The 13,695-nt window shown below is 50.0% G+C and carries 14 protein-coding genes and 1 pseudogene; 2 read left to right on the top strand and 13 right to left on the bottom strand.

What is annotated here, in order from left to right:
• Nucleotides 1-35: 35 nt before the first annotated feature.
• The 13 genes and pseudogenes from OGX66_RS07250 to rluE form a co-directional block, all read right to left on the bottom strand.
• A complete protein-coding gene (locus tag OGX66_RS07250) occupies nucleotides 36-656 on the bottom strand; it encodes a hypothetical protein (RefSeq protein ID WP_270939458.1) in 621 nt (206 codons plus the stop codon).
• On the bottom strand, nucleotides 653-1,459 hold the full coding sequence (locus OGX66_RS07245) for an SDR family oxidoreductase (protein WP_003841874.1): 807 nt from the start codon (nucleotides 1,457-1,459) through the stop codon (nucleotides 653-655). Before OGX66_RS07245 ends, OGX66_RS07250 begins: the two co-directional genes overlap by 4 nt.
• Nucleotides 1,446-2,111, bottom strand: coding sequence for an iron-containing redox enzyme family protein (locus tag OGX66_RS07240; RefSeq protein WP_286511222.1), 666 nt, complete (start codon nucleotides 2,109-2,111; stop codon nucleotides 1,446-1,448). The genes OGX66_RS07245 and OGX66_RS07240 overlap by 14 nt, the downstream gene beginning before the upstream one ends.
• Nucleotides 2,108-3,550 (bottom strand): AMP-dependent synthetase/ligase, encoded by a 1,443-nt coding sequence (locus tag OGX66_RS07235; RefSeq protein ID WP_016150064.1) that lies wholly within the window; start codon nucleotides 3,548-3,550, stop codon nucleotides 2,108-2,110. The genes OGX66_RS07240 and OGX66_RS07235 overlap by 4 nt, the downstream gene beginning before the upstream one ends.
• Complete coding sequence (locus tag OGX66_RS07230) at nucleotides 3,531-4,187, bottom strand: thermostable hemolysin (RefSeq protein WP_003841881.1); 657 nt, start codon at nucleotides 4,185-4,187, stop codon at nucleotides 3,531-3,533. The genes OGX66_RS07235 and OGX66_RS07230 overlap by 20 nt, the downstream gene beginning before the upstream one ends.
• Nucleotides 4,188-4,553: 366 nt before the next feature.
• Complete coding sequence (locus OGX66_RS07225) at nucleotides 4,554-5,093, bottom strand: cytochrome b (protein WP_044711949.1); 540 nt, start codon at nucleotides 5,091-5,093, stop codon at nucleotides 4,554-4,556.
• Nucleotides 5,094-5,246: 153 nt separating this feature from the next.
• A pseudogene (locus OGX66_RS24510) lies at nucleotides 5,247-5,498 on the bottom strand (SOS response-associated peptidase family protein); the annotation flags it as partial.
• Between the two features lie 15 nt (nucleotides 5,499-5,513).
• The gene (gene purB / locus OGX66_RS07215; RefSeq protein WP_003846707.1) at nucleotides 5,514-6,884 is read right to left on the bottom strand and encodes an adenylosuccinate lyase; all 1,371 of its coding nucleotides are present in this window, start codon (nucleotides 6,882-6,884) and stop codon (nucleotides 5,514-5,516) included.
• Between the two features lie 3 nt (nucleotides 6,885-6,887).
• Nucleotides 6,888-7,529 carry a high frequency lysogenization protein HflD gene (gene hflD / locus OGX66_RS07210; protein WP_003841885.1) on the bottom strand — a complete coding sequence of 214 codons (642 nt, stop codon included), beginning with the start codon at nucleotides 7,527-7,529 and terminating at the stop codon, nucleotides 6,888-6,890.
• A gap of 34 nt (nucleotides 7,530-7,563) precedes the next feature.
• Nucleotides 7,564-8,670: a tRNA 2-thiouridine(34) synthase MnmA gene (gene mnmA / locus OGX66_RS07205; RefSeq protein ID WP_003832402.1), complete on the bottom strand. Its 1,107-nt coding sequence runs from the start codon at nucleotides 8,668-8,670 to the stop codon at nucleotides 7,564-7,566.
• Between the two features lie 53 nt (nucleotides 8,671-8,723).
• Nucleotides 8,724-9,185, bottom strand: coding sequence for an NUDIX hydrolase (locus OGX66_RS07200; RefSeq protein ID WP_032949069.1), 462 nt, complete (start codon nucleotides 9,183-9,185; stop codon nucleotides 8,724-8,726).
• Nucleotides 9,186-9,194: 9 nt separating this feature from the next.
• Entirely contained in the window at nucleotides 9,195-10,133 is a 939-nt protein-coding gene (locus OGX66_RS07195; RefSeq protein ID WP_088902427.1) for a hypothetical protein, read from the bottom strand.
• 34 nt (nucleotides 10,134-10,167) lie between these two features.
• Nucleotides 10,168-10,791 carry a 23S rRNA pseudouridine(2457) synthase RluE gene (gene rluE, locus OGX66_RS07190; RefSeq protein ID WP_003030770.1) on the bottom strand — a complete coding sequence of 208 codons (624 nt, stop codon included), beginning with the start codon at nucleotides 10,789-10,791 and terminating at the stop codon, nucleotides 10,168-10,170.
• 202 nt (nucleotides 10,792-10,993) lie between these two features.
• On the opposite strand from rluE, the gene icd reads away from it, so the two are divergent.
• Both icd and OGX66_RS07180 read left to right on the top strand, forming a co-directional pair.
• Entirely contained in the window at nucleotides 10,994-12,244 is a 1,251-nt protein-coding gene (gene icd / locus OGX66_RS07185; protein WP_088902426.1) for an NADP-dependent isocitrate dehydrogenase, read from the top strand.
• 281 nt (nucleotides 12,245-12,525) lie between these two features.
• Nucleotides 12,526-13,686 carry an IS30-like element ISCfr4 family transposase gene (locus OGX66_RS07180; protein WP_286510989.1) on the top strand — a complete coding sequence of 387 codons (1,161 nt, stop codon included), beginning with the start codon at nucleotides 12,526-12,528 and terminating at the stop codon, nucleotides 13,684-13,686.
• Nucleotides 13,687-13,695: the final 9 nt, after the last annotated feature.

The raw sequence follows: 13,695 nt of genomic DNA, 5'->3' as shown, positions 1-13,695 counted from the left end.
CCCCTGGCGTTATAACAACGCAGGGGTTGAATATTTTACTGCATACTTTCCAGGTCTTTTGCTATATCGCGATGGCGTCCCTGGTCGGCAATCTCACGCCCCTGGCGAGCCGGCGCTTTAAGAGCCTTTTCCAGATAGCGTTTCCCTTCGCCAGTCTTTTTCTCTTTCAGCAAAAAGTCACCATAAAAATAGTTTGGATCGATGCCATCAGGATTGATCGCCAGTGCTTTTTTCAGCATTTCTTCGGCTTTGTTTTTATCACCAAACCCAATCGGCCAGCCGGGAACCTGATAATATAGCGCCCCAAGGCTGGTCCAGGCTGATCCTTGTAAAGCATTGGGGTCGATGCTGATCGCTTTTTCCAGATCGCTACGGGCCTGTTTGACCAGACTCAATGCACCCAGCCCTCCTTTAGCCCCCGCCCAGCTACTGTCGATAATCGCCGACCAAATAAGCAATGCTGCGTCAGCATTATTTTTTGCCTGACTCGCACTATGGGCCCGCTGACTTAGTGTGGTAAAGCAGCTCTTTTTTTTTGCTTCAAGGGTCTGATACTGACAAACGGACCAGTCGTGCTGGAGGTTTTCCAGCGTGGTAGTCGCCATGGCAGAGGCGGGAAAAGCTGCTGTCAGGAGCAACGTTTTCATAATTTTCATTTGTCTTCACCTTTGAATGTGCCCTGGGTATAGGACTGGATCACTGCTAATTTTTTACCCAGCGCTTTGTCTACCATACCGGGAAACCAGGCATTGATTTTAACGAACAAACGTTCCATCGCGCCGAAGCGGTAGCGTTTCTGCTCTGTCTCAAGGAGATGTACCAGACGTACGGCGACAAATTGTGGGGAGTCACTGCTGTTGCCCAGTTTGCGGTTAAGCGCGTAAACCTCGTCACTGTTGAGCGCCGTTTCGGTAGCACGCGGCGCGGCATACAGTACGCTGATACCATTCCCCTTTAATTCGCGCCCCAGCGCTTCCGACAAACGGTGCGTGGCCGCTTTGGTGGCGCTATACACGCTCCAGGCAGGGTGGCCAATCTCACCAAATATCGAACCAATGTTTAGGATGATGCCCTGTGGATTAAACTTATCCAGCATGGCGCGGGTCAACAGAGTGGGGATTTCGATATTGGTTCTAATCTGTTCCCGAATATCGTCAAAAGACTGTTGTTCAAACAGTGCAAAACGGCTGGTTCCGGCATTGTTGATCAGGATATCCAGTTTGTTCTCATCTTTGAATCTGCTGGCCAGCGCGACGATTTCGTCATCGGTATAACTGCTCATTAGCACAATATGATGCCGTTCCGGATAGGGAAGCATCTCTTTCAGAAGCGTCATCGCCTGTGCATTTCGTCCAACCAGGCAGAGTCTGGCTCCTTTGTGCGCCAGCCTTTGCGCCAGCTCTTGTCCGATACCACCGCTGGCGCCAGTCAGCAGAACGGTTTTATCATGCAGGTTCATACGTGGTCTGCCCCAGTTGGTTAAGCATCTCTGTGTACAGGTGATAGACGCGACGAGCGGCATAGATAATGGCTGCCTGATCGGCCTCGTCAGTCACGGTATCCATAAGTGAAGCGAAAAATTTAAGATGTCCTTGATCAAGTTCACCGTGTGAACGCAGGTAGGTTGTCGCCTGTTCTGGCAACCCCAGAGTCCGTTCCACCTGGGCTGCAATCGCGGTAGCAATAGATACGCTGGTTCCCTCCAGAACCTGTACCATGCCAAAAATACTCATAGGGTTGACCCGTTCAATGCGGTAGTAGAGCCAGGCCACCATCATTTCTATCGGTATCCCTGGGGTGCCATTGCGAACGCTTTCCGCATCACCGCCGCAAGCCTGAATATCGTTCAGGATCCATTCCTGATGCCCGTACTCTTCGTCAATATATTCAGCAATTGCGCCCCGAATGGCTTCATGTGAGGCTGGCAAACGGCTGCCAGCACTCATCAACAGGGGGACGGTATGGCTGACGTGATAGTAAGCCTGTGTCAGAAAAGCGATATACAGGTCGCGCGAGATGTCACCAGTCTGGCAGCGCGCGATGACAGGCGAGGAGAGTAAACTCCGGCGTTTGGCCTCAGTCTGTTGTTGTAATTTGTTATAAAAACTCATGATGACTCCTCTTCACTACAGGTGAGAATGTGTTGCCAGAGGGATTGCCGGATGAGTTCCCGGCGTGGGCGGCCATTTGCAGTGAGCATGCCAGGCTCTGATATAGCTGAAGTGAATAACAGGCGATGGAACTGCGCATAATCAGGCAGGCGAGCTGAAAGGGCCAGCAGCTGCTCGCGGGCCTGCATCTGTTGCCCGTCGAAGACATCGACGAGTGCAACGTTATGCCTTAAGCCTTCTCCAAAAATCACTATCCGGCGTACAGCTGGACAGGTCATGGCCTCTGCCTCAGGCCATTCAGGTGAAAAATTACGACCAAAAGCGTTTATCTGGACATTCTTCAGGCGCCCCTGAATACGAACAAACCCGTGTTCATCAACACTGCCAAGATCGCCGGTGGCAACTGTTGGGGAGGCTGGTGCGGATCCCAGATATCCCAAAGCGTTAGCCGGGCTGGTGACACACAATTGTTGCTGGTCATCAACATTGATCTGGATACCTGGCAATGGCCGACCGACGCTGTTCTCTTTTATAGCGTCGGGCAGATTGAGGGCAACGACAGAGCCACATTCTGAGAGACCGTATCCTTCATATACAGGTAAGCCACTCTTTATCGCCATTGTCAGCAATGAAGCCGGAACCTTGCCACCGCCTGCGGCGACAAACCGTAAAGATTGCGTACTGCCTGGTACCTGCTTGTGCAGATGCAGTAACACACGTAGCAACTCTGGTACCAGCACCAGACTTTGTGGACACCAGGTGGTCAGCGCCTGAAGAAACTGGGCTGGATTAAAGCGGCTGGAACCTTCAAACCCAATCCGGGAGGGTGGGAGAATCACCGTCTCAGCGCCAAGTAGCAGAGGGATGTAAACGCCGCACAGATTTTCCAGCAGAATACTGAGGGGCAGTGTCACCAGGTGTTTTTCCAGTTTCAGGGGGTGCAATGCGGCCGCTAACGTTTGAGCCATCCATACCATACCATCCAGACTCAGACAGACACCTTTTGGCTCTCCGGTTGTACCGGAGGTATACGTTATCTTTGCCGTTCCTGCCGGCAGAGTCACGGGGTCCTCTACTGCACGGATTTGCAGTCTCCCGAGTACAAAATCGTGTTCCTGCCAATCCGCCAGGATTTCTCCACCGATTTGTGCATCCACAGAGGCTGATGATCGTACCCAGGCTTTCTGTTGCCCGCTGAAAAAGGAGGGGACAGGGATGATCACCACTCCACTTATCAGGCATGCGAGATCGATGATGGCCCATTCAGGGCTGTTATCCATTTCAAGTGCCAGCCGTTTTACCTTGAGGGCAGATAATTGTTCGGCCACTGCTTTAACGGCATCATGGTATTGCTGCCAGCTCCACGAGCGAGAATCGCCCTGCAGGGCGATGGCATTTGGCTGAAGCGCAGCCTGTTTCTCAAGCGTGTTCAGAAGCATAAGATCCTCCGGAAGGGGTTATCCAGGGAGCAGAAGGCGGATCAGCAAACATTCCCAGCAACAGGCTGGTCTGACTCAGTGTGGTTTGCCCACCATGTAACTCCCCCGCCATAATTTGCGGGTCATGTTCGTAATAGCTCCCCCATTCACGCGCAGCTTCGCCAAGCCTTGTCGAGTCAGCGGGCATCAATGTGACTGGTTGCAGATTCAGGCGGAAAAAGGTATTGCGTATTTTTTTAGTTCCGGTAAAGACAATCCACGAATAGCAGTATTGATTGAGAAGCAGGCATAGAGCCGCATACATTATTCGGGCGCTTGCCCCATCGCTCGCGGCAAAATTACCAATTTCAACAATCGAGTCGCGTGAAACGGGATGTGACAATCGTGCAGACAGCACGACTTCAACCGGGACATCAAGATAGTGTTCGAGGTATATCTTGCCCATTGAGGCCGGTTGGACGCCACAGGCTGCTTTTAATTCTCCGTTGGCATCGAACATTCCAAGTAACCATGGCATGCAGCGAGGAAGAGAAGCATGATAAAACTGAGAATAACTTTCACGAATAAACTCTGAAATATCATTTTGCTCACGTTCACCTGGAAGCCAGCGCAACGTATAAGGAGATAAGATTCGCATAGTAAGACCTCTTTTAGCGTCTTATCAGTATGGCGAGTCAACATTATGTCAACATTAAGTTGAGCATGAGCCAGGTAATTTAAATCCAATGTCGCGACAAAAATGTGTAGGACCCGAAAAAACGGAATATCTGATGTGTAAATACATTACGTAAAAAAATTAATAAGTTGCGCTCTTAAATCGTTGATCATTTCTGCTTACAGGGGTGCTGTATAAAAAACAGTGTATACATCGGAGGTAATTATGAGAGTTGAATTAGCCATTGATCGCACTAAAGAACTACCAAAAGGCGCGATACCAATTCTCCAGGATTACAGCAGGCATTCACTGAGTGCCTGCTGTAATGTTAAACATTAAAATTTGTATTTATTTCTTATCGTTACAGTCAGGGATCATTCTCAAAAGAGTGTTATCTTTCTGGACGTAGTGATGAAATAACGCTGCACCTGCATGCGCTGCGATTAAAAAGTATCCGACGTTTGCCAGTGTTTCGTGAATATCTTTAATAAGTGATTTTGTTTCCCCGTCAGGAGTAACGAAAGGTGCAATGTTAAAACTTAAGAAACTCCAGTCCTTCCCACCGTAAGCCATAATTGCAATACCTAATAATGGCAGAGCCAAAAAAGAAATGTATAGCAGGATATGCATTATTTTAGCAGCCATCATCTGCCAGGTCGGTGGGGGCGGAATGATGTCTGGGTCATGATACTTATGTTTAATAATTAATCGTATTATCATTAAAAACCAGACAAATACCCCAGCATTGTAATGTGTTTCTTTCATGAGCAGGTAGGTGTTGCTGCCTTTAGGAAACCAGCCGCGTAGCTCCATAGCTGCATAGGTTATCGCTATTAACATCAGAGTCAGCCAGTGTAAGCGAATCTGAAGTTTTGAGAATTTCATCATTATTATTTCCTCAAAGGGTGTGTTGCATCAACCATAAAGCATGAAGCTTAACAAATCCTTATTTTTGGTGAGAGATTAAGAAATTGTTATTCCAATGACCCCACGTGAATGTTTTGATAATTATTATCACTTACGGGTCCTTTCCGGCAATCCGGGCTGTTTTTTGTTGCCTTCCTTTTTCCATTCGTACCAGCCATCAGCAAAGAAAATTGCGCGGCCATGCTGCCAGAGTGGTTTAAACATTCTGCGGGTGGCTGCAGTTTCAGATCGTGCATAAATTAGTAGCAGCTTAGACCACCATAGATTGTTACTTATTTGGGGGCAAATGTGGTGGGGGGGAAGGGATAATGTAGCGGGTGATAAAAAGCCGGAATCGCTTACGCTTATCCGGCTTCTGTTCAGCATCTGGGGAGTTGCTGATTACTTCAGTTCATCAACCATGGTGATGGCGCGGCCAATATAATTGGCAGGCGTCATTGCTTTCAGGCGAGTTTTCTCTTCTTCCGGCAGTGCCAGACCATCGATAAACTGCTTCATACCTTCGGCGTCAACGCGCTTGCCGCGGGTCAGTTCTTTCAACTTCTCATATGGCTTCTCAATACCGTAGCGACGCATCACGGTCTGAATCGGCTCTGCCAGAACTTCCCAGTTATGATCCAGTTCATCCAGCAGATGATCGCGGTTCACTTCCAGTTTGCTCACGCCCTTCAGCGTGGACTGATAGGCGATCAGCGCATAGCCGATACCCACACCCAGGTTACGCAGAACGGTAGAGTCTGTTAGATCACGCTGCCAGCGGGAAACCGGCAGTTTACTCGCCAGGTGCTGCAGAACCGCATTGGACAGACCCAGATTACCTTCGGAGTTTTCGAAGTCGATGGGGTTAACTTTATGCGGCATGGTGGAAGAACCGATTTCACCCGCGACAGTTTTCTGCTTGAAGTGACCCAATGCAATGTAACCCCAGACGTCGCGATCGAAATCGATCAGAATGGTGTTAAAGCGGGCGATGCAATCAAACAGCTCGGCAATGTAGTCGTGCGGCTCAATCTGCGTGGTGTAGGGGTTCCACTGGATACCCAGCGAGGTGACGAACTCTTCGCTAAACTGATGCCAGTCTACTTCCGGGTAAGCGGCAATGTGGGCGTTATAGTTACCCACGGCACCGTTGATTTTACCAAGAATTTCAACCTGGTTGAGCTGGCGATACTGACGCTCCATGCGGTACGCCACGTTTGCCATCTCTTTGCCCATTGTTGATGGGGTGGCAGGTTGGCCGTGAGTACGGGAGAGCAGAGGAATATCGCGATATTCAACTGAAAGCGCGGTGATGCCATCAATCAGTTGACGCCAGTACGGCAGAACCACTTCGTCGCGTGCGGTTTTCAGCATCAGCGCGTGAGACAGGTTGTTGATGTCTTCTGAGGTGCATGCGAAGTGGATAAACTCGGAAACGGCGTGCAGTTCCGGGATATCCGCCACTTTTTCTTTCAGGAAATACTCAACTGCCTTCACGTCATGGTTGGTCGTACGCTCAATGGTTTTGATACGCGCAGCATCTTCTTCATTGAAGTTAGCGACGATCGCATCAAGGTAACCGATTGCGTCGGCAGCAAAAGCAGGAACTTCCTTGATCGCTGCGTGCGCGGCCAGTTTTTGCAGCCAGCGTACTTCAACCTGTACGCGGAATTTCAGCAAACCGTATTCGCTGAAAATCCCGCGCAGCGCGCTGACTTTATCGCCGTAGCGTCCATCGACAGGGGAAACGGCGGTCAGTGAGGATAATTCCATAGATCACAACTCCGGGGTTAAATGAGCAAGAATTTGTTTTGCCTGAGTCGTCAGGCGATTACGAGAAAACATGAGTTGCAGACGGCCTCCACCAACCTGATGCCAGAGCACGGCAGCACGGATGCCAGCCAGCAGCGAAGCGCGTACTTTAGCCTGTACCTGTGGGCTCTGAAGGATGGCCGGGGAACCCGTGACCTGAATACGCGGGCCGAGTGGGCTGATGACGTCAACATAAATGCCAGCCATCGCACTCATCAACGTTTCTGACTGCAAATCAAAATGGTCAAGCTGGCGCTGCAAGCCGCTGATACGGTCTCCCAGCGTGTCCATAGCGCCCTTGGCCGCTGACAGCTTACGCTCCAGCACCATCAGGCTTAGCGTGTAACGAGTGAGTTCAGCGTTCAGTCCCTGGCGACTGCTGGCGTTAAGTACGCCGAGCATTGTTTCCAGCCCCAAACGCAGGTTGGCCTCGCTGCCGCCAAACACGCCCAGCGTAGAGCTGGGATTCATGTCGATGACACTGTTCAGTGAAACGTGTAATGCATCGGCATCACAATGCCCCTGGTGCGCCAGTTCCTGCACCAGGCGTGCCGACTGGCAAATGCCTGCCAGGGCGAGGGTGATGTCATAATAATTCTTTGCCACGTTCACTGCTTCCTTGTATCAAATGTGTAAGTAATTATACCGGCAGAGGCAATCGTTGTTCGATAATGCCGCCGCCGAGGCACACTTCGCCATTGTAAAAGACAGCCGACTGACCCGGCGTAACCGCCGCGACTGGCTCGTCGAAAATGACTTCAATACGCTCAGCATCCAGTGCCTTAACGGTGCACGGAATGTCGGTCTGACGATAGCGGGTTTTCACCGTACAGCGCATGGTACCAGTGAACGGTTCGCGATCGACCCAATGCAGCTGTTGCGCCACCAGGCCAACAGACATCAGACGTGGATGTTCATGACCCTGAGCGACAACCAGAATGTTGTTCTCTACGTCTTTATCCACTACATACCATGGATCTTCTGTCCCTTCTTTCGTTCCGCCAATACCCAGACCTTTACGCTGACCCAGAGTGTGGTACATCAGCCCCTGATGCTGGCCAATCTCTTCACCATCAACGGTGATGATTTTGCCTGGCTGAGCCGGCAGGTAGCGACCAAGAAACTCGCGGAACTTACGTTCGCCAATGAAGCAGATGCCGGTGGAGTCTTTTTTCTTGGCCGTAATCAGACCAAGGTCTTCGGCAATTTTACGCACCTGCGGTTTTTCCAGTTCACCGACCGGGAACAGGCTTTGCGCGATTTGCTCATGGCCGAGCGTATAGAGGAAATAACTTTGGTCTTTATTACCATCGAGCCCACGCAGCAGGCGACTTTTGCCGTCGACATCTGCGCGACGCACATAGTGACCGGTGGCGATGTAATCGGCACCTAAATCTTCGGCGGCAAACTCAAGGAAGGCTTTAAACTTAATTTCTTTATTACACAGAATATCCGGGTTCGGCGTACGGCCCGCTTTGTACTCTTCAAGGAACAGTTCAAAGACGTTGTCCCAGTATTCTGCGGCAAAGTTGACGGTATGCAGTTCAATGCCTAGTTTGTCACAGACAGCCTGTGCATCCGCAAGGTCGGCTGCCGCTGTGCAGTATTCCTCGCCATCGTCCTCTTCCCAGTTCTTCATGAACAGGCCTTCTACCTGATAGCCCTGTTGTTGTAACAGCCAGGCAGAAACGGAGGAATCGACACCGCCGGACATGCCGACGATCACTTTTTTTGGGCTTTCAGACATAGGAATACTCACAACATTGAACTTCAAGGCGGCATATTCTAGCACGCAGCCCTTTACTTGACACCCTCTGTAAATGGCCAGTTAAATTCACCGATCATGGACAGCGGGTAGCGCTGGCCGCTCTGGTAACAGCGAATACTCTCTGCAACCAACGGCGAACGCAGGTTTGGCGCAGAGAAAATCTCTTCTGCGCTGACCCAACGACAGCAATCAATATCGCTGTCATGGGGTTCAGTAGCGCACATATTGGCAAGCTCGATAGCGAAAAGAAAACGCAAAAAGGGCGTTCTGTCCGGTGCAATCCATTGATGCATACGAACAAAATGCTGTGGCTGTGCTTTAATGCCCGTTTCTTCCCATAGTTCGCGTGCTGCGGCTTGCACCAGCGTTTCGTCGGCTTCCAGGTGTCCTGCGGGTTGATTCCACAAGGCTTTGCCATTGATCGTTTCTTCAACGACTAAGAATTTATCTTCTGCATGCACAATGCAGGCGACCGTGACGTGCGGTTTGAACATGTTTCCCCCTTATTCCTCAGCAAAACCTTCGGCAACATCTGGCCAGCTAATTTCACCGCTGGTCTTGTCGATACTGATATAAGCCACAGGAGGCGACGTTTGTGGGTCGGCCCCTCCGCGACACAATGCAGTTTGATGATCCTCGCGTACGATAATCTCAATGGCCTTTTTAGCATTCCAGCTTTCATAAAAAATACATTGATAGTCGTGACGTAGCCCAAGGGTGGCGACTCTCGTTGCCTTGTCTGTCGACAGCGGGTTGATGTCGTCGCGATAGCGGTCACCGCTGTTTAAAGCCTGTAACTGCGACTTTTTTAACCAGCCGCGTACGATATGGCGATCGGCGGTGTAATAAACCGCTTCAATAAAGTCATCTTTTGACTGCTCTTGTGTGGAAATAATGTCGCCGGGAACCAAAAAAACGGACTGGCTGCGGCACTGTTCGGTTGGCATCGCATAGAACCATGCGCGGGCGTCTCCCATTACCTGATAGTGGTTTGCGAAGGAGTAGGGCAAGTACCCACGCCTTGACATCTCTTTATTTGCCCATGACTGGCAAGACGCGCTTGCTACAAGCGGGCTGGATAACAGCGTTAATCCATCAGCCGAGACCCACCCGGTGGCAAAGGTTCCTTTAGCGTCCCGATAACGTACGTAACGATAAGGCTCATCTTTGGAAAGCATGCCCGTGCTTTTGTAGCGCTGCGAACTCCTGAGCACCTCAACAGTGTCGCCATTGACCATGAACGCGGGGAGTTGACACTCTGTTGCTGGTGCAGAATAGAAATGCAGACGTGAGTCGGTTTTTACTTTGGCAGACTCATAAAGGTAGTTTGCCTCTCCTGCTGCAATTCCGGCAATCGCCTCACAGTCCAGTTTTGCTGAACAAAACGGTGACACGCCGAGCAGGATGAATGCTGCAAAAAGCTGTTTATCCATATTTTTCATTCTTCCCTGTTAACACTCACGTTAAACCGTACGGTTATGATTTCAGTTCCCGCCACTCGCCGTTAGCGAGATTTTCCAGCGTGTAATCACCCATGGCATAGCGGATGAGGCGCAGCGTAGGAAATCCAACATGCGCGGTCATACGACGTACCTGGCGGTTGCGGCCTTCATATAAGGTGACTTTCAACCAACTGGTGGGAATGTTTTTTCGTTCCCGAATCGGCGGATTTCTCGGCCACAGCCATACGGGTTCCTCTACTACCTCAATGCCTGCGGGTAGCGTGGGGCCATCATTGAGCGTTACTCCGGTACGCAGGGCGTCCAGCGCTTCTGCCGTCGGCTCGCCTTCAACCTGGACGTAATAAATTTTCCCAGTACGCTTCCCGGGTTGCGTTAACCGCGCCTGCAGTGCGCCGTCATTGGTCAGCACCAAAAGCCCTTCGCTGTCCCGGTCGAGTCGGCCCGCCGCATAAATTCCCGGCAAGGGAATAAAATCTTTTAACGTGCTTCTGCCAGCCTCGTCAGTAAATTGTGGCAAAACATCGTAGGGTTTATTGAACAAAACCACGCGTTTTGGCTGGTTTTCTTTACGCTGCTTAGTGACTTGTCGTGAGCTGAATCGCTCAACCCGGTGATTTCTAAAAGAAGTTTTTTGCATGGTATTTTCAGATTATATCAATTGCCGCATTATAGCCTAAGAACGAGTGTCTTTCATGGCGACGAACATTAGGGTAGTATTGACATGCTCATTACAAAACATTAACAAAAAATTGCTCTAACGCATTCGTGCAGCAGGACGCAAACGCACATGCAGCGCGATGACAGACGAGCAGAACCAGAAGCGCTCGAAGGAGAGGTGAATGGAAAGCAAAGTAGTTGTTCCGGCGGAAGGTAAGAAGATCACCCTGCAAAACGGCAAACTCAACGTTCCTGAAAATCCGATTATCCCGTTCATTGAAGGCGACGGTATCGGCGTTGATGTAACCCCACCGATGATCAAAGTTGTCGATGCTGCTGTCGAGAAAGCCTATAAAGGCGAGCGTAAAATCTCCTGGATGGAAATCTACACCGGTGAGAAATCCACTCAGGTTTATGGCCAGGACGTCTGGCTGCCTGCTGAAACCTTAGATCTGATTCGTGAATATCGTGTTGCCATTAAAGGCCCTCTGACCACTCCTGTTGGCGGCGGTATTCGCTCTCTGAACGTAGCTCTGCGTCAGGAACTTGACCTGTATGTCTGCCTGCGTCCGGTGCGTTATTATCAGGGTACACCAAGCCCGGTTAAACACCCTGAACTGACCGATATGGTCATCTTCCGTGAAAACTCCGAAGATATCTACGCGGGTATCGAGTGGAAAGCTGACTCTGCCGATGCTGAGAAAGTGATTAAATTCCTGCGCGAAGAGATGGGTGTGAAGAAAATACGCTTCCCGGAACATTGCGGTATTGGTATCAAACCGTGTTCTGAAGAAGGGACTAAACGTCTGGTACGTGCAGCGATTGAATACGCCATCGCCAACGATCGTGATTCAGTTACCCTGGTACACAAAGGCAACATCATGAAGTTCACCGAAGGCGCGTTCAAAGACTGGGGTTATCAGTTAGCGCGTGAAGAATTTGGTGGCGAACTGATCGATGGCGGTCCATGGGTGAAAATCAAGAACCCGAAAACCGGTAAAGAGATCGTAGTTAAGGATGTTATCGCCGATGCGTTCCTGCAACAGATCCTGCTGCGCCCGGCTGAGTATGACGTGATTGCCTGTATGAACCTGAACGGTGACTACATCTCCGATGCGCTGGCCGCACAGGTTGGTGGTATTGGTATCGCGCCGGGTGCAAACATTGGTGACGAATGCGCACTGTTCGAAGCAACCCACGGTACTGCACCGAAGTATGCAGGTCAGGATAAAGTGAACCCAGGTTCTATCATTCTGTCTGCAGAAATGATGCTGCGCCACATGGGTTGGGTTGAAGCGGCTGACCTGATCGTTAAAGGTATGGAAGGCGCGATCAACGCCAAGACCGTAACTTACGATTTCGAACGTCTGATGGAAGGCGCTAAGCTGCTGAAATGTAGCGAGTTTGGCGACGCAATCATCGAAAACATGTAATGCGGTAATTTGTTAAATTCATTAACGGGAGCGTAACGCTCCCGTTGTTTTTTGTTAGGCTGCTAACGGTTATCAAAATTTTATCAAAATAAGTTATCAAAACCCCTTGGTAGTTTGGGGTAGGTTGGACGATCCGTTGGTTGTTCTATCGTCAGGTTCCAATTAGGCATACCTCAGTTTTTTATTATTTCTGGTGGATGCTCGTTAATATTTAGGTCCGTTCTGTGCTGTGAGTTCAACGGGTCGATGCAACGCTATCCTTAATCAAGGGGGACGTTGCCATGAAACGAAGAACTCGGATTAACTACACGCCAGAGCAGAAGGCAATTATCTGGGACAGATATAAGCAAGGTGATTCTCTACATGATATCGCCAGAATGTTCGACAGATATCATTCTTCCATTATGCCCACTATCCACCAGACAGGCGGCTACCGTCCTCCCGTGCCAAAACGGCACCGATTAGCGCTTTCGCTTGATGAAAGAGAGGAGATATCCAGAGGGCTGGTAGCAAAACTCAGTATCAGGGACATCGCCACCAAATTATCAAGAGCGCCCTCAACGATTAGCCGCGAGGTCAGGAGGCACGGTGGTGCAAAACAATACCGTGCAGCAAAAGCCGATGCTGCTGCGTGGGAAAATGCGCTGAGACCAAAACCTTGCAAGCTAATTGAAAGCCCCGCATTGTGTAAAATCATTGCAGAGAAGATGCATCAGGACTGGTCGCCGGAACAGATCGCCGGTTGGCTGAAACGCTGTTATCCGGATAATCAGGAAATGCATGTGTCACACGAAACGATTTATAAAACGCTTTTTATACAAACCCGGGGAGCATTAAAAAAAGAGCTGCAGCAATGCCTCAGAAGCGGAAGAGCAGTGCGTAGATCCAGAACGTCATCGCTTAAAGGGAAAGGATTAGGGTCAATCCCGCACACGATACCTATCAGCGAAAGGCCACCAGAGGCCGCTGACAGAGCCATTCCAGGTCACTGGGAAGGTGACCTGATTCAGGGCTCGAATAACTCCTATATCATCACCCTCGTAGAACGTCATTCCCGTTTTGTTATGCTGGCGAAAATCAGAGACAACAAGACCATAACGGTTATATCTGCACTCATCAGACAAGCCCGGGAATTACCTGCTGAGCTTTATAAAACATTAACTTGGGATCGTGGCGCTGAAATGACCAGCCACACACGATTTACTGTAGCGACAGACATTCAGATTTATTTTTGTGATCCTCAATCTCCCTGGCAACGTGGCTCAAATGAAAATACGAACAGATTGCTCAGACAATATTTTCCAAAAGGAACTGACTTATCGGTTCACAGCCAGCAAAGACTTAACAGTGTTGCCAGACAGCTCAACGAGAGGCCGAGAAAAACGCTAGACTATGAATCACCCGCAGAGCGGTTCAATAAGTGTGTTGCGTCCATCAGTTGAACTCACAGC

Source organism: Citrobacter sp. Cf072, from assembly GCF_030334485.1.
Lineage (GTDB): Bacteria > Pseudomonadota > Gammaproteobacteria > Enterobacterales > Enterobacteriaceae > Citrobacter > Citrobacter freundii.
This window is presented reverse-complemented; position numbering and strand designations above follow the sequence as displayed.